This window comes from Antribacter gilvus, from assembly GCF_003946865.1.
Taxonomy (GTDB): domain Bacteria; phylum Actinomycetota; class Actinomycetes; order Actinomycetales; family Cellulomonadaceae; genus Antribacter; species Antribacter gilvus.
This window is the reverse complement of record NZ_QXTH01000010.1, coordinates 188,258-209,921: the sequence shown is the minus strand read 5'-3', so window position 1 is coordinate 209,921 and position 21,664 is coordinate 188,258. Positions and strand designations below refer to the sequence as shown.

Below are 21,664 nucleotides of genomic sequence, written 5' to 3'. Positions count from 1 at the left end.
CGCCGCGGGCTATACCGAACGCTATGGATCGGGCGTCTCGCGGTAGTCACCGCACGGTGGACATTCGCAGGTAGCTCGCACGGGGGAGCTCAGGTCAGCCGGCTCCTTCCCTTCGCTGTCCTGGACCAGGGGCCCCACCAGCTCGCCCTGCCGAAGAGCGTCATCAACGACGGGACCAGCATCATGCGGACGATGGTGGCGTCGAGGAGGACCCCCAGGGCCGTGCCGAGGCCGAGCATCTTGATGAAGACGATGTCGCTCGTCACGAGGGCGCCGAGGGCGACGCAGAAGAGGAGTGCCGCCGCTGTGACGATCCGGCCGGTGCGTGCCATGCCGAGCACCACGCTGTCGCGGTCGGACGCCCCGCCCTCGCGGGCTTCTCGCATGCGGTCCAGGAGGAAGACGCCGTAGTCGGTCGACAGCCCGAAGACGAGGGCGAACAGGAGCACGGGCATCGTGAGGTCGAGCGCGCCCTGCGCCGTGAATCCCAGGAGCCCGCCGAGCAGCCCGTCCTGGAACGTGAGCACGAGGATGCCGAAGGTCGCGCCGAGGGTCAGCAGGTTCATCACCACCGACATGAGGGGGAGCAGCACCGACCGGGTCAGCAGCAGGAGCACGAGCAGGGTCCCGATGATCACCAGGCCCGCCGCCAGCGGCAGGTTCGCCACCACGCTGTCGCGCAGGTCCGCGAAGTTCGCGCTCTCCCCGGCCACCTGGACGCGCAGGTCCGGGGTCGACAGCGCGCGCACGTCCTGGACCAGGTCGAGGCTCTCCGGCGCCATGCCCGCGCCGAGGGGGTCGACGGTCAGCATGGTGGTGTCCGCGTCCAGCGGGACCGGCGGCGACACGACGTCGGCCCCGTCGAGGCCGGCGATCTCGTCGGCCACGTCCTGCACCTCCGGCGCGTCCGCGGCGCCGTGCAGCACGACGACGACGTTCTCGCGCGGGTTGCTCGCGAAGTCGTCGGTGAGCCGCTGGTCGACCTGGTGCGCGGACTGGTCGCCGGGGACGTCCTTGGCGCTCACCGCCGTGAAGGCGATGTTCGCCAGGGGGGCGGCCAGGAGGACCAGCGCCGTCGTCCCCGCGAGAGCGAAGATGACAGGCCGCGCCGCGACGGAGCGCGCGATCCGGAGCCATCGTGCGTCCGACTCGCCGCCCTCGAGCTGCTGCCGCCAGCGGCGGGGGGCGAGCGCGTCGATCCGCCGCCCGAGAACGGCCAGCAGCGCCGGCAGCACGATCAGTGCCGCGAGCGCGCCGCTGACGGCGACGAGGATGCCTCCGACCGCCATCGAGTAGAGGAAGCGTTGCTCGAAGACGAACAGGCACGCCATCGCGGCGGCCACGGTCACCGCGCTCAGGAGCACGGTGCGCCCGGCGGTGGTCATGGTCTCCCGCACGGCGGCCTCGGGCTCGAGGCCGGCCGCCAGCTCGGCCCGGTACCGGGACACGATGAGCAGCCCGTAGTCGATCGCCAGCCCGAGCCCGAGCGCGGTGACGAGGTTCAGCGCGAAGATGGACATCTCGAACTGCTCGTGGACGAGGCGGACTCCCGCCAGCGCGAACAGGATGTTCACGCCGCCGAGGAGCAGCGGCAGCATCCCCGCGACGAGGCCGCGGAAGATCAGGAGCGACAGCAGGATCAGGACGGGGAACGCCGCGAGCTCCGCCCGGGTCAGGTCGCGCAGCACCGTCGACACCACCTGGTTGCCGACGACCTCGCTCCCGCCCAGGGACACACCGTCCAGCTCCGCGAGCTCGTCGTCGAGCCGGTCGATGGTCTCCTGCATCTCCCCGTCGGTGGCGTCGGCGTCCCACAGGGCGAGGACGTACGCGCTGTCGCCGTCCTCGGACACCTGCCCGGGACCGCCCTGGCTGGGCGTGCTGGGCGCGCTGGGCGCGCTGGGCGCGCCGGGTGCGGCGGCCTCGATCGCCGGAGGAATCACGGTCGCGATCGCGTCCTCCTCGCCGAGGCGTTCGACGACGTCGGCGATCACCTCCTGCGTGGCGCGCGAGCCCACGGGCTCGCCCGTGTCGACGAGCGCGATGAGCCCACCGTCCGGCACCGTGCCGGTGGTGTCCTCGAGCACGGCGACGGCGTCCTGCGACGGCGAGCCGGGCGTGACGAAGTCGGGGTTCCCGCCGCCGAGCTGATGGAGCACGGGAACACCGACCGCCGCCGCACCGCCGACGATCAGGGTGGCCATCACGACGATGGCTACCCGGAAACGGACCACAAGGCTGCTGAGCGCGTTCATCGAGTCTTCCTTGGTGTACCGCGGTTCAGACCGCGACCGGTTTGCGGGACGTCCTGCGGGAAGAGGGCGCGGGAAGCCGGCGCAGCAGGCGCCGCAGCTCGCCCCGCAGGGTCACGTGGTCCACCTGCAGCAGGTGCCGGTTGGAGTCGTAGAACCGGAGCCCGCCGCTGAGGGCACGGCCGAACCGTGGGCTCTCCTTCTCCCGTCGCACGGCGGCGACCCGCTCCGGGTCGTGCCGCATCCAGTGCACGTACCGAGCCATCGCCTGGGCCTGGTAGTGCATGATCTGCCAGTTCCCGGTGCCCGTCTGGAACAGGCCGATCACGAAGAGGTTGTCGTGCTCGGGGTGGAACATGTGCAGGTGCAGCTGCGGGATCCGGTCCTTCCAGTTGAGGTGGACCGGATCGATGAACGGGATGTGCGTCTGCTGGTATCCCGTGGCGCACACGATCAGGTCGACCTCTTCCCGTGTGCCGTCCGTGAAGCGCACCCCGTCGCCGTCCAGGGACGCGATCCCCGGACGGGGCCCGATCCTCCCGTGGCCGAGGTTGTACAGCAGCGTCGAGTTGATGACGAAGTGCTCGTCCAGGATGCGGTGCGGCGGCTTGGGCAGGCCGTACGACTGCGGGTTCCCGGCCGAGCTCGCCCGCAGGATCAGCCGTGCCCCCATCCGCACGAAGGACCGCGGCATCCGGAACCGGAGGATGCCCTCGTAGAAGTCGTCGACGGGCATCCCGAGCACGTACTTCGGCCAGTAGTAGCACCCGCGTCGCACGCTCAGGAAGGTCGCCTGGGCACGCCCCGCCGACTCCACGGCGATGTCCGCGCCCGAGGTCCCGCCGCCGATGACGAGCACCCGGCGCCCGTCGAAGATGCTCGGCTCGAAGTAGTCGGCCGCGTGCATCGTCGTGCCGTGGAACTCGCCCGGGAACTCGGGCCGGAACGGCTCGGCGTTGTGCCCGTTGGCGATGACGAGCCCCCCGTAGCGGCGCGTCTCCCCACCGTCGAGGGTGACCCTCCAGGTCCCGTCGGCCCGCGTCACGCCCTCCACCGACCGGCCGAGCTCGATGCGCTCGTCGACCCCGGACCACCGCGCGTACGACGTGAGGTACTCGTGCGCGTCGTAGAGGCCGAGGAACGTGGGGAACCGGTCGGGGATCGGGAAGTCCGGGAACTCGATCCACCGCTTGGACGTGATGAGGTGCAGCGACCGGTACGCGGGGCTGCGCGCGCTGCCGGGGTTCCAGACCCCGCCGATCGCCCGCTCCCGCTCGATCACGTCGACGTCCAGGCCCACCTCCAGCAGGCTCTTGGCCGCGGCGAGCCCGGCCGCCCCCGCGCCGATCACGCAGTAGCGTCCGGTGCGGTCCTCCGCCGGCTCGGTCGACGGCAGCTCTGTCGCGGTCATGTCTCTCGCTCCTTCGTCATGTGCGGATTCGAAACCGAAAGCAGGAGGTCGCCACGGGCGTCCACCACGTCCCACCGTGTGCCGTCCACCACCAGCGCGGAGGGCGCCGCGTCGAGGGCGCCGACCTCCACGAGCGGGATCTCCAGCACCGGACCCTGCGGGGAGGGCGCCGGTACCTCGCGCTCCACCAGCGCCCGGACCATGCGCTCGATCGCCGCGACCGGGAGCAGCGGCTCGACGGCCGGGTGCAGGAGGTTCTGCGACGCCGGGTGCGGTTCGGCGGCCCCGGTGCGCCACGTCCCGTCGTGGTCCCTCGCCCAGCGGCCTGCGGGCAGCACCCGGCCCGCCCAGCGCAGCGGCAGGCCGGGTCCGGGGGAGTCGCCGTGCAGGGTGCCGGACGACGACGCCCCCCGCGGCCCGGCTGCCGCTGTCGCCGCGAACACCACGTCCACGGTCAGGGCCTCCACGCCGGCGACGGCCAGGCCGACCCGGACCACGGTCTGGTCCGGGTGGCTCGACACGCGGCGGGCCCGGACCGACACGGCCTCTCCCACCTCCGAGAGCGCGAGCCGCGACAGGTCGGCCCGGACCCCGCGCAGCCCGCAGAGGGCGGGGTGCCTGGGCGGCCGAGCCCAGACGGCCGCCGCGCACGCGAGGTCCAGGGCCCATCCCGTGGGCAAGGTGGGCCGCCCGTCCCAGGTGACGTCCTGGGTGACGGGCCACCTGGCGGTGTCGACGGGGAGGTCGAGCTCGACCCCGTCGTCGTCCACGGTGATGGGGTTCGACACGGTCAGCGCGAGCCGGTTCAGCCGGTGCTGCTCGGGCAGCCCGCTCGGCTGGAGGTAGCCGCGGAGCACGGCCGGGGTCAGCGCCGGCCCGATCCCGCCGAGGAACCCGGACTCGCCGTCGTCGGCGCAGCGGAGCTCCGCGTCCCAGAGCTCCAGACCCTGCGCCACGGGCATGGCGTCCATGTACTCGAGGGTGGCCTCGAAGTTGCTGATCATGCCGCCGAGGCGTTCCCAGGTGGGCCAGGCCACGGTCACCGTCGTCCGCCCCGCGGGGTCGGCGTCCGGGTCGTGCGCGGCCCAGAGCCCGAGCCTGGCGAGCGCCTCGTTGGCGGCGCCGTACTCGAGCTGACCGAGGAGCCCGCCCCACCGTCCCGTCATCGAGCCGGTGTTGCACCACACCTCCGGGGGCGTGTCGCGCAGCGCCCGCTGCAGGGCGACGAACCCGCCGATCTTCACGGAGATCGTGGCCCGCACCTGAGCGGGGTCCTTGCGCAGGAGCCTGCTCGGCGCGTCGACCCCCGCATTGTGGACGACGACGGTCGGCGGGGCGGGCAGCTCGTCGATCAGCGCGCGGACCTCGGCCTCGTCCGTGAGGTCCGCCTGGCGGTAGCGGATCGTCAGCCCGTCCGCGGCGGCTCGCGCGAGGTTGAGCGAGACCTCGCGGCGCTGCAGGATCCGCTCGATCTCCCGGCGCGCGGCCCCCACCCGCCCGGCAGCCACGGCCTCGCGGAGCGTGTCGTCGCGCAGCTCCCGGAGGCGCTCGGCCGACGCGGTCAGCCACGGGTCGTCGGGCGGGAGCAGGGGCGCCCGCCCCGTCACGGTCACGGTGCAGCCGTGGTGCCGGGCGAGGTGCTCGGCGAGGGCGAAACCGATGCCCCGGCCACCGCCGGTGACCAGGACGGTGCTCGCGGCGCCGAGATCCCGTCGGGGCAGCCCGACGTCGGCCCGCACGGCCCGCAGCACGTGGCGCACGCCCGCGGCGTACCCCACCTCGAAGAGCCCGGGGGAGAGCAGCTCCCGGACGACCTGCCCGGCGTGCTGGTCCACCGCGTCGTCGTCCAGGTCCAGGACCCGGACGGCCGTGGCCGGGAGCTCGCGTGGCAGGCCCTTGGCCAGGCCCGCCCACAGCCCGCCGAGCGGGCCGGGGACGGGACCCGGCCTGGTCCCGGCGTGACCGCCCATCGCGGTCACGGCGAGGTACGACGTCGCAGACATCCGGGTGATGCCCGACCACCGCTCCGCGACGGAGCGCAACGCGGCGAAGGTGCGCGCCAGGGGTGGCCACCAGTCGGCGTCCCCGCCGCGGAGGCTGACGGCGCCGAGGTCGACGATCGTGTCGACGGCGTCGCCGAGCTCCGGGCCGACGTCGGGCCAGGCGGTCGAGCCGTCACCGGCCGCCCGCACGGGGCCGGCTTCCGCGCCGAGCTCGCGCAGCCGGGCCAGGACCGCAGCCGCGAGGTCGTCCGGGCCGCCGAGGACGGCGACCACGCGACCGCGGAGGGCGTCCGGCCGGGGCTCCGGCAGGGGCGCGACCGGCACGCTCGCCCAGCGGAAGCGTTCGACGCCCGGGGGCGGGGCGGCGGTGGACCACCCGGCGGCCACGTCGGCGGCCGTGTCAGGCGCCGTGTCGGCCGCGGGCCAGGCTGCGCCGGTCGCGGACGTGCCCGCCACGGCCGTGCGGGCGACGGCCGTGCGGGCGACGGCCGTGCCGGTCACGGCCGTCACCGGTTCCTCGGGGTGACGCTCAGCCGCAGCCCGGCCGGCGGGCGCAGGGACACGAGGGTCGCCAGCCCGTCGTCGAAGCCGAGCGCGGTGCCCAGGCGGAACCGCTGCAGCACCATGGCCACGGTGAGGTAGCTCTGCTGCAGCGCCATCATCCAGCCGACGCACTTGCGCTGGCCCCCTCCGAACGGGAAGTACGCGAAGCGCGGCAGCTTCTCCTCCTGCCCCGGCGCGAACCGGTCGGGGTCGAACCGCTCCGGGTCGGGCCACAGGTCGGGCATCCGGTGGGTGACGAACGGCGTGAGGAACACGGACTCCCCGGCCGGGACGCGGTGGCCGCCGACGACGTCGTCCGCCACCGCGTCCCGGGGGAAGACCCAGATCGGCGGGTGCAGGCGCAGCGACTCGTCGACCAGCTGCTTCAGGTACGGCAGCGCGGCCAGGTCGTCGAGCCCGGGCGCGCGCCCGGCGAGCACCGTCTCGATCTCCTGGTGGGCTCGTTCCTGGACCTCCGGGTGCCGGGCGAGCTCGGCGAGCGTCCACGCGATGCCGGTGCCGCTGGTCTCGTGGCCGGCCATGAAGATGGTCATGAGCTCGTCGCGCACGTCGTCGTCCCCGAGGTCGGGGCCGTCGTCCGAGCCCTGTGCCGCGAGCAGCAGCGCGACGAGGTCGGTACGGTCCGCGTGCTCCCCCTCGCGGTGGGCACGGACGATGTCCCCGACGATGTCGTACAGGTCGGCCCGGGTCCGGGCCACCCGCCGCTGGTACCCGAACGGCATCCACGCGGGCATGAGCTGCCGGGGCTCCCCCCGGAAGACCATTGCCTCGATGGCCTGGTCCATCGCCGGGCCGATGCGGGGATGGTCGGGCTCCAGGTCCCGGTCGAACATGGCGCTGCCGAGGGCGTCGAGCGTGATGTGCATCGACTCCGGGATCACGTCGAGCGTCGTGGTGCCACCTGCGGCACGGGCCGCCCACGTGTCCAGCACGCGGGAGGTCGCGGACACCATCGCGTCGCTCATGCCCTCGATCGCCCGCCGGTGGAACAGCGGGTTCACCACCATGCGGCGGGCCTTCCACTCCTCGCCGTCGGTCGTGAGCAGGCCGGTACCCATGTAGATCTTGAAGAAGTCGTACCCCTTGCCGCGCCGGTAGTTCCCGTTCGCGGCCTGCAGCACGTGGCGCACCGCGTCGGGGCTGAACGGCAGGTGCACGGTGAAGAACCCGAGCGGGAGCCGCACCATGTCCCCGTAGGTGCGCTGGAGCTCGAGGAAGTACGACGGTGCGTCCTCCTGGAAGCGGCGCAGGTTCCGCCAGGCCTGCAGCCCGCCGCGAGGGCCGGGGGCGAGGTCGGTGGCGGACCGGGTGGTCTCTGTGGTGGTCATCGTTCTCCTCCGGTGGTGACGGTGGCACGCTCGGTGACCTCACCCGTGGTCGTGTCGAGATGGCCGAGCAGGACCCAGTCCAGGTCCAGCACCTGCAGCAGCACACGGTTGTCGCCGTCGACCGCCACGAACCGGGTGCCCTGGGGTCCGTCCTGCGACGGCGACCCGGTGCGACCCGCGTAGAGCTCCACGGCGCGGTCGGCCAGACCTGCGTCGCTGACGTCGCCGAACAGCTCGAGCCGGCCGATCCGCAGCGGGGCGCACACCGGCACGAGGTGGCCCTCGTGCAGCTCGAGCACCCCGGTGCGCAGAAGGCCGTCCAGGAGCAGGACGGGGACCGAGAACCTGCTGTACACCGGGTGGTCGGCCGGGACCGGCGAGGTGTAGCGGGACCGCCCGCCCTCGGCGAGCACGCGGGTGCCGGTCGTGGCGTGGAACTCGTGCGCCAGCAGGACCGGCGACCCGGGCGCGTGGTACGGGTCCGGGACGGCGACCGCCCCCGACTCGTCCCACGGCTCCCAGGTCGCCGGCGGCCGGCCCTCGGCGCGCAGCTCGACGGTCGCGGTGAAGTGGACGCGGTCGGCGACCAGCACGCGGCCGTCGGGCGCGAGAATGTCCTCGCTCACCGTGACGCGCACGTCGGCGCCGTCCGGCCGCTCGCCGTCGACGAGCTCGGCCGTGACGCGCTTGAGCACGTCGCGCGAACCGAGCTTGAGGAAGCGCTCGAACGTCAGGTCGGCGAGCGCCACCGGCACCAGGCCGGGTCGCAGGAGCCTGGCCGCCTCGACGGCGATCTCGGAGACGAACGCGCCGGGCAGGGTGGGCCGCCCGCCGACGACGTGCCCGGCGAGGTAGGCGTCCCGCTCGGGTCCGAAGGCGCGCTCGACGACGATCCGCCGGTCGTCGCGCTCGACCACGCGGTCGGCGTAGAACGGCAGGTCGGTGCCGGCTCCGGCTCCGGGGGAGGGCTCGTTCGTGGACGACGACGGCGCGGGGGCGGCCGTCTGCTCCAGGAACCCTGGGAGCAGGCGCTGGACCGCCTGTTCCTCGGCGTCGCCCAGGTGCACGGTGTAGGTGTGGGGCCGTGGCTCGGCGATCTCGCGCAGGAAGTGCCGGATCCCCTCGGCGGTCCCCATGCTCGAGTAGAGCCCGGACTTGTCGAAGTAGGCCTTGGTCAGCTCGTTGGCGCCGAGGCCGATCTCGCCCCAGAGGGTCCAGCCGAGCGTGGTCTGCGCGGCGTCGGGAGCGTCGTGCACGACGGCGGCGAAGCCGAGGAAGTCGTTGGCCGAGGCGTAGTCCGCCTCGCCCGCCTGGCCCGTGAGACCCAGGAGCGACCCGAAGTTGACCCAGAGCCGCGGCGGGCTGTCGGACAGCGCCGCGGTGAGGTTGGCGTGGCCGGCGACCTTCAGGTCGCGGACCTGACGGAACTCCCGGAGGCTCTTGGTCTCGACCGGGGCTGACCGGTTCAGCCCGGCGGCGTGGACGAGCAGGTCGATGTGGCCGTGGTCGCGGTGGATCGTCTCCATCGCGGCGCGTACGCCGTCGGCGTCCGCCACGTCGCAGGCGAGGTAGTGCACCCGGTCGACGCCGCTGTGCTCCCGCAGGCGGCGGAGGTTCGCGAGCACCATGCGGGCTCGCCTGACGCCTTCGAACTCGGCGCTGAGGGCGGCCGGGCGGAGCCCCGCGTCCTCGGCGCGCCGGCGCGCGATGTAGGCGGCCTTGGCGCCGGCGAACTCGTCGTCGGACATGGCGAGCAGGTCTGCGGGGTGGGCGTCGGGGCGGTTGCTCCCGAGCACCACGATCCGGGGCCGCTGGTGCCGCGCGAGCGCGACGAGCAGCTCGGCGGTGATGCCGCGGCCGCCGCCGACGGCGACCACCAGAGCGTCGGGCCGCAGCCCGGCGACCGGGCGTGCCGGGAGCGGTTCCGGCTCGACGACGGGGGAGAACCTGCCCTCGGCCGTGCGCACCACCAGCGGCGTGGGGTGCGGGGCGCCGAGCTCCTCGGTCGCCGCTGCGATCCCGTCCGCCGGGTCGGCGGACTCGACCGCCACGACCAGCGCCGGGCTCGCGACCGACTCGAGGCGCAGCACCTTGAGCAGGCCGTTGAACAGACCCACGGCGGGGTGCGGCGTGCTGCCGGACGCTCCCTGGAGCGCGACGACGACGAACGACGACTCCTCGCCCGCTGCCCTCCGCGCGAGGTGCTTGGCGATCAGGAAGGACGCGTCGTGGAGGGCGAGCGTCCGTGGCGTGGCGTCGGAGTCGCCGGACAGGCGCGTGACGACGCGGACGTGCCGCACGGTCCGGCCGGCCAGGGCCTCGTCGATCGTCGTCTCGTCGACGGTCTCCGGGACGGTGAGCACGAGGGCTCCGGCCGGGAGCCCGGCGTCGGTCAGGAGCGACGGGTCGTCCGTCAGGATGACGGTGGTCGCGGGGTCGGCGACGAGCTCCGAGCCCTCCGACACGGGGACGGTGGCCGGTCGCAGGCGGACCGCCCAGCGGCGGACCGCGTCCTGCGCGTCCCAGTCGATCGCGTCCTGTGCGGGGGTCTCGGTGCCGTCGGGTCCTTCGCCGGGAGGCGGTGAGAGGCGGAGCCGCTGCGCCGGGAGGCCCGGCTCGGTGTGGCACACGATGGTGGCGGCCCGCTCCGGGGCCGGCCGGCGCAGCACGTCGATCACGGCGTGCAGCACCTCTCCGGCGAGATAGCTCTCGGCGCGGCCGGAACGCTCGGTGCCGCAGTGGACGAGGTCCGTCCCCGCGTCGTCGCCCGCCGCGTCGCCCTCTGCGTCGTCGTCCACGAACCCGAGGACCGAGAGGCCCGCGGCGGCAGCGCGCTCCTCGGTGGTCAGCGCGATCATGAAGCAGCCCTCGGCGAGGACGCCGTCGCCGACCATGCCGGGGACCATGGCGGCGAGCTCGGGGGTCGTGTTGCCGTTGATCCCCCCGACCAGCGCGATCTCGAGCCTGCCCGACCGCAGGTAGCGGGAGGCGACGTCGATCGCGCCGGCACCGGCGGCGAGGCCCGTGTCGATGGTCATGTTGGGCCCGTGCAGGTCGTAGTAGTTCGCGACGCGCGCGGCGATGACGTTGGGCATCATGCCGGGGAAGGTGTCCTCGGACGACGGCGGGCACAGGCCGCGCACCTCGTCGACGACGGAGGACAGCGCCGCGGCCGCGTCGGACCGCAGGCCGGCGTCGACGGCGTCCGCCGCCTCGGCGAGGTCGTCGCGGTAGCACCGCGTGGCGTAGAGCATCGCGTTGCGGGTGGAGCCCGCGTGCCCGATGAAGACCCCGATGTCGTCCCTCAGCTCCTCCCAGACCGGGGCGATCTGGTCGAGCGTCTTGCGACCGGCCTGCAGCACCATGAGCTGGCAGCGGTCGATCGCCCGGAGGGCTCCCGGGGGCATGCGCACGCTCGAGAACGGGGGCAGCGGATAGGTGTCGCCGAACGTCGTGGCCAGCGGGTCTGCGACCGGAGCCTCGTCGTCCTGGCCGGGCACGTGCGTGGCCGCGGCGACGACGGCGATCCGGGACCGCGGGCTGGGGGGCCGGGTCGCGCGGATGTTCGACGTCGCCGAGGGGTCGGTCAGGATCAGGTTCGCGTTGGTGCCGCCGAACCCGAACCCGGAGATGGCCACGGTGCGCGGACCGTCGGAGGCCGGCCAGGGCACCGGCTCGGTCGGCACCTCGAGCGCGTCCCCGGCGGGCGCCTCGCGGCGGCTGCTGAACTGCGCCTGGGCGGGGATCGTCCCGCGGTGCATGCTCTGGACCGCGTGGATGACCGACGCGGCGCCCGCAGCCCAGCCGGTGTGCCCGATGACGGACTTGTTGGAGGTGACCTGGATCGGGGACCCCGGGCCGAAGAACTCGCTCAGGGTCGTCAGCTCGGCCTGGTCACCGGCGGGCGTGCCGGTGGCGTGGGCCACGATCCAGTCGGGACGTACCGCGTCGAGGTCACCGCTGAACGCCCGTTCCACCGCGCGGACCTGACCGGCCGGGCTGGGCGCGTAGATCGCCTTGCCCTTGCCGTCGGACGAGGTGCCGACGCTGCTCACCGTCGCGAGGACGCTGTCGCCGTCGGCCTCGGCCCGTGCCCTGGTCTTCAGGACGACGACGCCCGCCCCGTCCGAGAAGAGCACTCCGTCGGCACCGGCGTCCAGGCTGCGGACGTGGCCGCTCCGGGAGAGGCCGTTCAGCTTGGCGAACAGGACGGATCCTCGCGGCCCGACGGCGAACGCGCCACCGCACACGGCGACGTCGTGCCGGCCCTCGAGCAGCCCCATCATCCCGATGTCGAGCGAGTACAGGGACGACGAGCACGCCGTGTCGACCACCAGCGTCTCGGTGTCCTGGGGGAGCACGCCGTGCATGGCGCGGTGGGCCACCTGGTGCGGCTGCAGCCACAGCGGGTCGATCCCGCCGCGCGGATACCGCTCCGCGACGACCTGGTCGACTGCCGCGTCCAGCCGCCGGGCACGATCGTCGTCGACCCCGAGCTTCTCGATCGCCGCGCCGATCCGGGTCCGGACCGCCGCCCGGATCGTCGCCTCCTCCAGGTGCTGGCTGCCGTCGGCCGTGTAGCCGACGACGAACGAGAGCCGGTCCTCGTCACGCAACGTGACCCCGTCGAGCGCCTGCCGGAGGCTGTGCCGCAGCCAGAGGGTGGTGTACTCCGTGCCCACCGGGCCGGCCCCCACCCCGGAGCCCGGCTCGACGCCCAGCTCGGCGGCGACGGCCGGGTGCGGCCGCAGGTCGGTGATGAAGCCCGACCGCGCGCTGTACGTCTTGTCCTCGTCGGAGCCGTCGGGCGTCCAGAAGCGCTCGTTGTCCCACCTGTCGGCGGGGATCGGGATCATCATGTCCGGGCCGCGCTCCAGCAGCTCGGCGAGCTCCTCGGGGGAGCTGGCGCCCGGTACGGCGAGGCCCGTGCCCACGATGACGATGTCGTCGGGGTGGCCCTCCGTGAAGGGCGCCGGGGCCCCCGCCGTGGCCTCCGTCGGAGTCTCCGCCGGAGTCTCCGCCAGAGCCGCGTCGGCGGACGGCTGCTCCTCGGCGGCGGTGGCGGTCGAGACCGTGGTCCCGGCAGCGATGCGGCCCACGTTCGCCGTCGTCCCGAGCAGGGCTGCGCCGGTGGAGAGGCCGCCGTCGGCGACGATGCTCTGGCCGGTGATCCAGCTCGCCCGGGGCGAGGCCAGGAACGCGACGACCTCCGCCAGCTCCTCGGCCTTCCCCAGCCGCCCGAACGGGGTGGCCTCGCGGATCGTCCGTTGCATCGACCCGGCGTCGGGGAACTGGTCGGCGACGGTGCTCTCGAGCATGCCCGCCACGGCCGTGTTGACGCGGATCCCGCGCGGGGCCAGCTCGACCGCGAGATAGCGCGTGGTCACCTCCAGCCCCGCCTTCGCGGGGGCGCACGCCAGGTAGTTGGCCATGACCAGCTCGCCGCCGCCGAGCGTCGAGACGTTCACGATCGCCCCTGCGCCGTCGTCCATCAGGTCGGCAGCCCGCAGGGTGCAGTTGATCGCGCCCGTCACGTTGGTGTCGAACGCCCGGCGCAGCTGCTCCGCCCGGACCTCGCGCACCGGCGCCAGGGCGCCGTCGGCCGCGCTGTTGACGAGCACGTCGAGGCGCCCGAAGCGCTCGCGGACCTCGTCGAACATGGCCGCGACCTGTTCCTCGCGGGCGACCGACGCGCGGATCGCGTGCGCGACGCACCCGGCGGCCTCCAGGTCCGCGACGGTCTCACGGGCGGCCTGGGGGCTCCGGAAATAGTTGACGACGACGACGTCGAAGTCCTCGGCCAGGCGGAGGGCGACCGCGCGGCCGACGCCTCGCGCCCCGCCGGTGACCAGAGCGACGCGGCCGGCGGTCATCGGACGCCGCCCAGCGCCGGCGCGACGGCCTGCACGCCGGCGCCAGCGCGCTGGTGCAGGATCAGGTCCACGACGTGGCCGATGGTGGTGAGGTCCATCGGGCGGAAGCCGTCCTGCGGGGCGGGCAGCCCGAACGTGTCCGAGACCCGCGCCAGCAGCTCGGTCCGCTTGACCGAGTCCACACCGAGCTCGGCCTCCAGGTCGGCGTCCTCCTCCAGTACCTCGGCCGGGTACTCCAGTGCGGTGGCGTACAGCTCGACGACCCGCGCCAGGACCTCCTCGCGAGGGTCGGCCTCAGGTGCGGGCGCGACGGCCTGCTCAGGGCCGACGGCGGGCGCGACGGCCTGCTCGGGGCCGCGCTGGTGCAGGATCAGGTCGACGACGTGGCCGATGGTGGTGAGGTCCATCGGGCGGAAGCCGTCCTGCTGTGCGGGCAGCCCGAACGTGTCCGAGACGCGCGCCAGCAGCTCGGTCCGCTTGACCGAGTCGACGCCGAGCTCGGCCTCGAGGTCGGCGTTCTCCTCCAGTACCTCGGCCGGGTACTCCAGCGCGGTGGCATACAGCTCGACGACCCGCGCCAGGACCTCCTCGCGCGACTGGGCCGGGGCGGGCGCGGCGGGGACGGGGGCGTCCGCCGCCACCCGCTCGGCGGGTGCGGGCGCCGCCGCGACCGAGGCCCTGCCCACCTGCGGCGCCGCGTGGTCCGGGGACCACGAGCCGAACATGGCCCGCACGGTCGTCGACAGCTCGGCGGCGTGGTCCGACCAGAACTGGGCGAAGGCCTCCTGCCCGACGTCGGGGAGCAGCGCGTCGTGGAGCGTCGTGACAGCGGCGACCTCTGACGGGTTGCCGGAGAGCACACCGAGCTCACGGAGCCCCGTGAGTGCTCGTGACAGCGAGGCGGACTCCCGGTCGGCCGACAGCAGGGTCGGCACCGCCGTGTGGGGCCGGTCGCCGAGGATCGCGCCGACGATGCCGGAGAGGCTCCCGAGCGCGCCGCTCTCGACGTAGACGGTGCCGTCGTCGTGCAGGTCGCTGATCGTCGGGGCGAACCGGAGCCGGCGTACGAGGTGGCGGCTGACCAGGTCGGCGAGGTCGTCCTCGCCCGTGTACTCGCGTCCTTCGATCGGCGAGTGCACGGGCAGGGTCATCGGCGCTGCCGGGAACTCGGCGCCCAGGCGACGCCGGAAGTCGGCGGCGGCCCGGGCCGCCCACGGCGAGTGGAACGGGAAGGGTGCGGAGAGCGTGACGCAGCTGACCTCGAGGCCGCGTGCCACCGCACCGATCTTCTCCAGGGCGGCGGCTGTCCCCGTCACGACGGTCTGGCGCGCGTGGTTCTCGACCGCGACGACAGCATCGCCGCCCGTCAGCGCCACGAGGTGGTCCGCCTGCTCCGGGCCCATCCCGAGAGCGGCCATGCCGAACCCGTCGCCGGCGTGCTCCGCGAGCGCCAGGCTCCGGTGGGCGACGATCTGGGCACCCTGCTCGAGCGTCCAGGCGCCGGCGCACACCAGGGCGGCGATCTCACCGAGGCTGTGGCCCACCAGGAGCCGCGGCTCGAGGCCGTTCGCGGCAAGGATCCGGTAGGTCGCCACCGAGGTGCCGTAGATGGCGAGCTGGAGCTCGACGGGCGCCTCGGTGACGAGCGACCGCACGTCGTTGGCCGGGTCCATCATCCGGGCGTCGAACACCGGGTGCCCGAGCATCTCCCGGGCGACGTCGTCCACGGTAGCGCGCATCTCGGCGACCACCCGACTGTTGCTCTGAACGCCGGAAAGCGCTCCGGGATAGAAGGCGCCCTGCCCGGGGAAAAGTACGACGGCTCCGGGGCGCTTGATGGCTGGTTCCACGGTGGTTCATCCCTTCGAGTGGTGGGGTGTCGACACGGCTCGCGACGACCGCCCGATTTGCCACGAAGGTGGTCGGACGCTCCTGGGACGGGCAATCCGCTGGACGGACGATCTTGTATGAATTTCGTGCTTCTGGACGGTGGGCAGGTGCCGGTTGTCTTCACGTCCCATTGACATGGCGTCGCAGGTCAGGGTATTGATTGTGCGCAGATTCAACAGTCTGCAGGCCTCGACAGGAGGCGAATCGGGCCACCTCGCCAGATAGTGAGTGACGCTGCAATACTTTGATACATGCAGTTGCATGAAGCCTGACTGTGAAGTCGTTGGACTCCATACGGCCAGGGTGAATTCGAGGGGTTGATTCGAGAATCGTGAACATTCATCCACAGGGGGAAACTATGTATCACTCAATAGTGCGGAACGTGCTACGGAAGTCGTTCGACCAGCTGAACCGCGGGAACCACAGCGCCGTCGTCGCACAGTTCGCCCAGGACGCCGAGCACTGGTTCTCCGGCACGCACGCTCTCGCCGGCCGGCGGACCGGGATCGACCAGATCACCGCGTGGCACGAGCGGCTGTCGGCCGTGCTGCCGGACCTCCAGGTGCGGATCACCGACATCACCGTCACCGGCCTCCCGCACCGGACGGTGGCGATGGCTGAGTGGGTCGACCACTTCACCACCCCCGCCGGCGACACCTGGTCCAACCGGGGCGTGCACGTCATCCGGCTACGGTGGGGAAAGATCACAGCGATGCACATCCACTGCGACCCGACGGTTCTCGACGCGGCGCTCGCCGAGATCGCGGACCAGGGCCGCGCTGAGGCGGCCGCGGCGCCGATCGGCACGCTGGACCTCCCGTCGGGGCTGCGCCGTGCCTGAGACCGTCACCGCCACCCGTCCCACCGGGCTGTCCATCGAAGAGAGGGCATGGTCATGACCACGACTCTGGTCACCGGAGCCACGGGTTTTATTGCCGGTCACGTGATCGAGGAGCTGCTGACCCACGGCTACCGCGTCCGGTCCACCGTGCGCTCGCTCCGCGACCCGTCCCGCACGGCGCACCTGCGCGACCTGGCCGACCGCACCGGTGGCGACGTCGAGCTGGTCGAGGCCGACCTGCTCCACGACGACGGCTGGGCCGCCGCGGTCGACGGTTGCGACAACGTGCTCCACGTGGCCTCACCGTTCCCGCCCGCACCGCCGAAGGACGCCTCGGAGCTGGTCCGCCCCGCCGTCGAGGGCACGCTGCGCGTCCTGCGTGCGAGCGAGGTCGCCGGGGTGCGGCGGGTCGTGGTGACGTCGTCGGTCGCCGCGATCACGGGCGGGCGGCCGAAGGGCGACGACCGCGTGCGCGACGAGTCCGACTGGACCGACGAGGACCAGGCCGCGCCCTACGCGCTGAGCAAGACGCTCGCGGAGCAGGCGGCCTGGAGGTTCGCCGACGACCACCCGTCGCTCGAGGTGGTGGCGCTCAACCCGGGCATGGTGCTCGGTCCCCTCCAGAACGCCGCGGCCGGGACGTCGGTGGCCACCGTGCGCCGGTTCCTCGGCCGCGAGGTCCCGGCGGTCCCGGCGATGAGCCTCGCCACGATCGACGTCCGTGATCTCGCGCACGCGCAGCGCCGGGCGCTCGAGGTGCCGCACGCCGCCGGGAACCGGTACGTCTGTGCCGGGCCGGACCTGCCGATGCTGGAGATGGCGCAGATGCTCCACGAGGAGTTCGGGCCGCTCGGCTACCGGGTGCCCACCGCGCGCCTGCCGTACTGGGCGATGTGGCTGATCGCCCGCGTGGACGGCGAGGTGCGGTTCGGCCTCGACTACGTGGACCGTCCCGAGCGCCTCGACGCCAGCAAGGCGGGCGCGGCGCTCGGGCTCACGATGCGACCGGTCCGCGAGTCCGTCGTCGACACCGCCCGCAGCCTGATCGAGCACGGGCTCGTGCGGCCGAGGGGCTGACCCGCCGCCGAGTCGGTGCGCCGGCCGCACCAGCGCACCGGCTCGCCCGGGGAAGGGACTGACCGGCCGCACTGTTCGTGGGCTGATGTAGAACGGGCCCTGACCTGCTGATACTTTCCGGCGCATGACGTCGCCGCGTGAGGGCCGGAAGCCCGTGCCACGGTCGGTCCTGATCGTCGGCGGCGCCGCAGCCGTCGTGCTGGCCGCCTTCGTCGCTGTGGTGCTGCCGCTCCTGAGCAGCCTGAGCCCCGGGGAGGCCGCGCCGTCGCCGCCGTCCGCCTCGCCCCCGCCGTCCCCGACGCCGAGCCCCACGCCGTCGCCCACACCGAGCCCTACCCCCTCGCCGTCGCCGTCGCCCGAGCCGGTGGGGCCGTACCCCGAGGTGGTCGAACAGCTCAAGACCGTGCCGGGGGTGGCCGACGCCGGGTCCAGCGGCGACTGGGCCTACCCGCGCATCGACGTCTACCTCGCCGAGCCCCTCCCCGCGCCCCGGGAGGCGACGGCGCTCGCGAACCTGGTCCTCGGCGTCGTCGCCGCCGCATCGCCGCCCGACCTCCCCGGCACGCCGTTGACGGAGTTCGTCAACCTCCGTCTCCTCACCGGCACGTCGGCCACCAAGGACACCGCGACGCTCGACGTGTCGCTCCTCTACCCGGACACCCAGTTCCCGCAGGCCAAGCAGCTCGACGGCGGCACGCTCGGCGCCGCGGTCACCCTGCTCGGCGTCGACGGCGGAGCGGTCACCAGGGTGCGCACCGACTTCGACGGCACACACGTCATGGTGCAGTCCGCGAGCACGGCCCGGTCCGTCGTCGCCCTGGCCCGGGAGCGGGACCGTCCGGTCCGGACGCTGGAGATCGCGGGCGGCGGGCTGGTCGGGGGCTGGCCGGAGGACCGCATGCCGCACGCCGACGTGATGGACGTGCTGGTCGAGCTGTCCGCCGTGGAGGGGGTGCGGTCGGTCGGCGCCCAGCGGGTGGCGCCGTCGGCCGAGGCGCCGACCGTCGTCCTCACGGTCCTGACCGACGGCGACGCCGCGCCGATCGCCGACCTGCTCGACCGGGCGGACTATGCCGCCCGTGTCGGCGTGCCGATGCCGTACGTGGTGCAGGGACCCGGGACGTCGGTGGAGGGCCAGGTGGGCAGCGGGCGGTAGGCCGGTGGCCTTCGCGGCCGGCGTGCCCGGGGTCGATACTGGTACCGACGCAGTTCATACCGATCTGCCTCGGATCGTCACGAGTCCGCGGCGAGCCCTCGTGCGAGCGGGGGTGGGCGCGCTAGCGTCGGACGATCCCGTCGCACCACAGGAGGCACAGTGCCGGACGAGATTCCGCAGGAGTTCCAGATCGATGTGCCCGACGAGATGGAGACTGGCGTACCTGCCGACTTCGCTTCGGTGTGGCACACGCCGACGTCGTTCGTGCTCGACTTCATTGCTGTGAAGCAGCCGCCGAGCCCCACGACTGACCCGGACACGGGCGAGGTGACGAACGTGGTGGTGCCCGGACGGGTGGTGTCCCGGGTCCGGATCCCTCCGCAGCAGGTCTTCGAGCTCGCGAAGGCGCTCACGATGCAGCTCGACGCCTGGGAGAAGGAGAGCGCTACCGGGTCCCGGCGCCGGGAGAACGGCGCCGGCGAACGTACGGAGCGCGGCAACGACTGACCCGGACCGGGCCTCCCGACATCCAGGATGCCCGGTCCGAAACTCTATTCCCCTTCGCCCGTAAAGGGGGTAATGGTGCGTGACGCTGATTCAGGGTGGGCATTTCCTGCCCTATACCAGGGAAATTTCCTCAAAGAAACCCCCGACACAGTGTTCCGCTACCGCTCGCAACCGTTGTACGCTTCCCGTGATCGCGACGAGGGCGTCGCATCTCCCTCAAGCTGCCGGGGGTCGGGGGGCCTGTAGTACCGGCAGCACCAGTCGGGAGCAAGGAACAGGGGCGATGTGAGTGAGCTACACCATGAATCACGCCGGGGGGCACACCGGGGGTATCGCACTGGAGGAGACTCCTGATGCGAGCCTGGTCAACATGTGGGGCGAGATCGATGTCGCCCTGAGGGGCGAGGCAGGTGCCGCCCTCGCCAATGCGTTGGAACGCGAGGTACCCGTCGTCATCGACACGTCACGCGTGACGTTCATCGACTCCACGGGGATTGCGTTCCTGGTCCAGCTCTACACGTTCGGCACGCGCGAGGGGCTGCAGGTCAGGCTCCTCGAACCGCCGACGGTGGTGGCGGACGTCCTGGAGATGCTGGGCGTCGACTCTGTCTTCGCTCAGACCTCAGGGCCACACTACGGAGCAGTCGCCGGCTGAGCCGCTGCTGTATTCGACGAAGACGACAGCATGGAGCGGGCCCCCACGTCGAGGACGTGGGGGCCCGCTCCATGCCGTCAGGCGTCGGCCGCCAGAGACGCCGCCCCGACGATCCCCGCGGCGTTGCGCAGCTGGGCGGGCACCACGGGCGCCCGCAGGTGGAGCAGCGGCAGGTACTTCTCGTGGTGCTTGCTGACCCCGCCGCCGATCACGATCAGGTCGGGGGAGAGCAGGTCCTCGACCACGCCGAAGTAGCGCTGAAGCCGCTGGGCCCAGGCGTCCCACGAGAGGTTCTCGCGCTCGCGGGCGGAGTCTGCGGCGCGGGACTCGGCGTCGTGCCCGTCGATCTCGAGGTGGCCGAGCTCCGTGTTGGGCACGAGCCTGCCGTCGACGAAGAGCGCGGAACCGATCCCGGTGCCGAGGGTGGTCAAGAGGACCACCCCGTCGGACTGGCGGGCGGCGCCGTAGCGCAGCTCGCCGACCCCGGCGGCGTCGGCGTCGTTCACCGCGACGGCGTGCCGGCCCGTGGCGCGCTCGACCAGCGCAGGTAGGTCGACGCCGGTCCAGGAGGCGTCGAGGTTGGCGATCGACCGGACCACCCCGTGCTGCATGGGCGCCGGGAAGGCGACGCCGACCGGTACGTCGTCCGGCAGGTGATACCCGCCGATGAGGTCGGCGAGGACGGCCGCTACCGCCTGCGGCGTCGAGGGGGCAGGGGTGGGGATCCGGGTGCGGTCCTGCGCGAACGTCCCTGTCGCGAGGTCGACGGGCGCGCCCTTGATGCCCGATCCGCCGATGTCGATGCCGAACGCCAGCTGGGTGGTCTGGTCACGATGTCCCGACAAGGCTTCTCCGCTTCGAGTGGGGGCGTGTCCGGCGGCGCGCCGCACACGGCCTGGTGCAAGGATCGTCTCATGAGCGACGACACGCAGTACTGGTACAACACCGAGACGGGCGAGGTCGAGACGGGTCGTCGATCGACCTGGAACCACCTCATGGGCCCGTACGCCACCCGCGAGGAGGCCGAGCAGGCGCTCGAGCGCGCGCGGGTGCGCAACGACGTCTGGGAGGACGAGGAAGGTACCTGGCGCAAGGACTGAGCGCGGCGGGCAGACCGGGCGGCGCGCTACTTCTGGAAGGAGTGCGCCTCGTCCGGGAAGGAGCCTTCCTTGACCTCCTCGACGTAGTCGGCCGCCGCGCGCTGGAGCACGGCGCCCAGCTCGGCGTAGCGCTTGGCGAAGCGGGGCGACCAGTCCGTCATCCCGGCCATGTCGGTCCAGACGAGCACCTGGCCGTCGCAGGCGGGCCCCGCGCCGATGCCGATGGTGGGGATCCGCAGGATCTCGGTGATCCGGGCGGCGGCGTCGACGGGCACCATCTCGAGCACGACGGCGATCGCGCCGGCCTCCTCGACAGCCTTGGCGTCGGCGGACAGGGCCTCGACGGCCTCGTCGCCCCGGCCCTGGACGCGCGGGCCGCCGAGCAGGTTCTCGGACTGCGGCGTGTAGCCGAGGTGGCCGACGACGGGGATACCCGCGTCGGTCAGCGCGCGGATCTGCGCCACGCTCCGCCGTCCGCCCTCGAGCTTGACCGCTGCGGCGCCGGTCTCCTTGAAGATCCGCACCCCCGTCTCGAGCGCCTGCTGCGCGCCCGCCTCGTACGAGCCGAACGGCAGGTCGACCACGACGAGCGCCCGCTTCGCCGCCCGGGCGACGGCGCGGGCCGGCGGGATCATGTCGTCCACGGTGACGGGGATCGTCGACGAGTGCCCGTGCATCACGTTGCCGATCGAGTCGCCGACCAGCAGGAGGTCCAGCCCGGCGGCGTCGAAGATCGCCGCGGTGACCGCGTCGTACGCGGTGAGCATGGTGATCCGCTCGCCGCGCGCCTTGGCCTCGGCGAGGTGGTGCACGCGCACCTTCTTGGGCGAGCCGGCGGCGGGCGGGTTGTGCGCGGACATGGTCCTCCTGCGGTCGAGGGGCGGGCGTCGGTGCCCGTGGATGCCACTCACAGCCTATGCCCGGGCTCGCGCCCGGCCCCGTGCGTCTGGCGGGGTCACCGGTGTGACGCGGCGCACGATCATCTCGTGGCCTCCGGTATACGCGCC

General features: G+C 73.1%; 14 protein-coding genes. 6 read left to right on the top strand and 8 right to left on the bottom strand.

The annotated features are described in order from the left end of the window. Positions 1 to 89: 89 nt before the first annotated feature. The 6 genes from D1350_RS18015 to D1350_RS17990 are packed head-to-tail and all read right to left on the bottom strand — an operon-like array spanning position 90 to position 15,281. Positions 90 to 2,255: an MMPL family transporter gene (locus D1350_RS18015; RefSeq protein WP_125777421.1), complete on the bottom strand. Its 2,166-nt coding sequence runs from the start codon at positions 2,253 to 2,255 to the stop codon at positions 90 to 92. Between the two features lie 25 nt (positions 2,256 to 2,280). Continuing rightward, positions 2,281 to 3,663 carry a flavin-containing monooxygenase gene (locus D1350_RS18010; protein ID WP_125777420.1) on the bottom strand — a complete coding sequence of 461 codons (1,383 nt, stop codon included), beginning with the start codon at positions 3,661 to 3,663 and terminating at the stop codon, positions 2,281 to 2,283. Then, positions 3,660 to 6,176 (bottom strand): KR domain-containing protein, encoded by a 2,517-nt coding sequence (locus D1350_RS18005; RefSeq protein ID WP_125777419.1) that lies wholly within the window; start codon positions 6,174 to 6,176, stop codon positions 3,660 to 3,662. The genes D1350_RS18010 and D1350_RS18005 overlap by 4 nt, the downstream gene beginning before the upstream one ends. Then, positions 6,173 to 7,558: a cytochrome P450 gene (locus D1350_RS18000; protein ID WP_125777418.1), complete on the bottom strand. Its 1,386-nt coding sequence runs from the start codon at positions 7,556 to 7,558 to the stop codon at positions 6,173 to 6,175. The genes D1350_RS18005 and D1350_RS18000 overlap by 4 nt, the downstream gene beginning before the upstream one ends. Continuing rightward, positions 7,555 to 13,431: an SDR family oxidoreductase gene (locus tag D1350_RS17995; RefSeq protein WP_125777417.1), complete on the bottom strand. Its 5,877-nt coding sequence runs from the start codon at positions 13,429 to 13,431 to the stop codon at positions 7,555 to 7,557. The genes D1350_RS18000 and D1350_RS17995 overlap by 4 nt, the downstream gene beginning before the upstream one ends. Further along, positions 13,428 to 15,281, bottom strand: coding sequence for an acyltransferase domain-containing protein (locus D1350_RS17990; protein ID WP_125777416.1), 1,854 nt, complete (start codon positions 15,279 to 15,281; stop codon positions 13,428 to 13,430). The genes D1350_RS17995 and D1350_RS17990 overlap by 4 nt, the downstream gene beginning before the upstream one ends. Before the next feature lie 398 nt (positions 15,282 to 15,679). Here D1350_RS17990 and D1350_RS17985 point away from each other — a divergent pair, with 398 nt between their 5' ends. The 5 genes from D1350_RS17985 to D1350_RS17965 all read left to right on the top strand — a co-directional run bounded on the left by D1350_RS17985 (position 15,680) and on the right by D1350_RS17965 (position 19,557). After that, complete coding sequence (locus D1350_RS17985; RefSeq protein WP_125777415.1) at positions 15,680 to 16,162, top strand: nuclear transport factor 2 family protein; 483 nt, start codon at positions 15,680 to 15,682, stop codon at positions 16,160 to 16,162. 54 nt (positions 16,163 to 16,216) lie between these two features. Then, entirely contained in the window at positions 16,217 to 17,239 is a 1,023-nt protein-coding gene (locus D1350_RS17980) for an NAD-dependent epimerase/dehydratase family protein (protein WP_206074594.1), read from the top strand. A 124-nt stretch (positions 17,240 to 17,363) separates the two neighbouring features. Next, the gene (locus D1350_RS17975) at positions 17,364 to 18,395 is read left to right on the top strand and encodes a hypothetical protein (RefSeq protein WP_125777413.1); all 1,032 of its coding nucleotides are present in this window, start codon (positions 17,364 to 17,366) and stop codon (positions 18,393 to 18,395) included. 159 nt (positions 18,396 to 18,554) lie between these two features. Beyond that, positions 18,555 to 18,902, top strand: a complete 348-nt coding sequence (locus tag D1350_RS17970; protein ID WP_125777412.1) for a DUF3467 domain-containing protein — start codon at positions 18,555 to 18,557, stop codon at positions 18,900 to 18,902. 301 nt (positions 18,903 to 19,203) lie between these two features. After that, the gene (locus tag D1350_RS17965) at positions 19,204 to 19,557 is read left to right on the top strand and encodes an STAS domain-containing protein (protein WP_125777411.1); all 354 of its coding nucleotides are present in this window, start codon (positions 19,204 to 19,206) and stop codon (positions 19,555 to 19,557) included. 77 nt (positions 19,558 to 19,634) lie between these two features. On the opposite strand, the gene ppgK is transcribed toward D1350_RS17965, so the two are convergent. After that, on the bottom strand, positions 19,635 to 20,402 hold the full coding sequence (ppgK, locus tag D1350_RS17960) for a polyphosphate--glucose phosphotransferase (RefSeq protein WP_125777410.1): 768 nt from the start codon (positions 20,400 to 20,402) through the stop codon (positions 19,635 to 19,637). A gap of 69 nt (positions 20,403 to 20,471) precedes the next feature. Here ppgK and D1350_RS17955 point away from each other — a divergent pair, with 69 nt between their 5' ends. After that, positions 20,472 to 20,657 (top strand): SPOR domain-containing protein, encoded by a 186-nt coding sequence (locus tag D1350_RS17955; RefSeq protein ID WP_125777409.1) that lies wholly within the window; start codon positions 20,472 to 20,474, stop codon positions 20,655 to 20,657. 26 nt (positions 20,658 to 20,683) lie between these two features. On the opposite strand, the gene panB is transcribed toward D1350_RS17955, so the two are convergent. After that, on the bottom strand, positions 20,684 to 21,517 hold the full coding sequence (panB, locus tag D1350_RS17950) for a 3-methyl-2-oxobutanoate hydroxymethyltransferase (RefSeq protein WP_125777408.1): 834 nt from the start codon (positions 21,515 to 21,517) through the stop codon (positions 20,684 to 20,686). Positions 21,518 to 21,664: the final 147 nt, after the last annotated feature.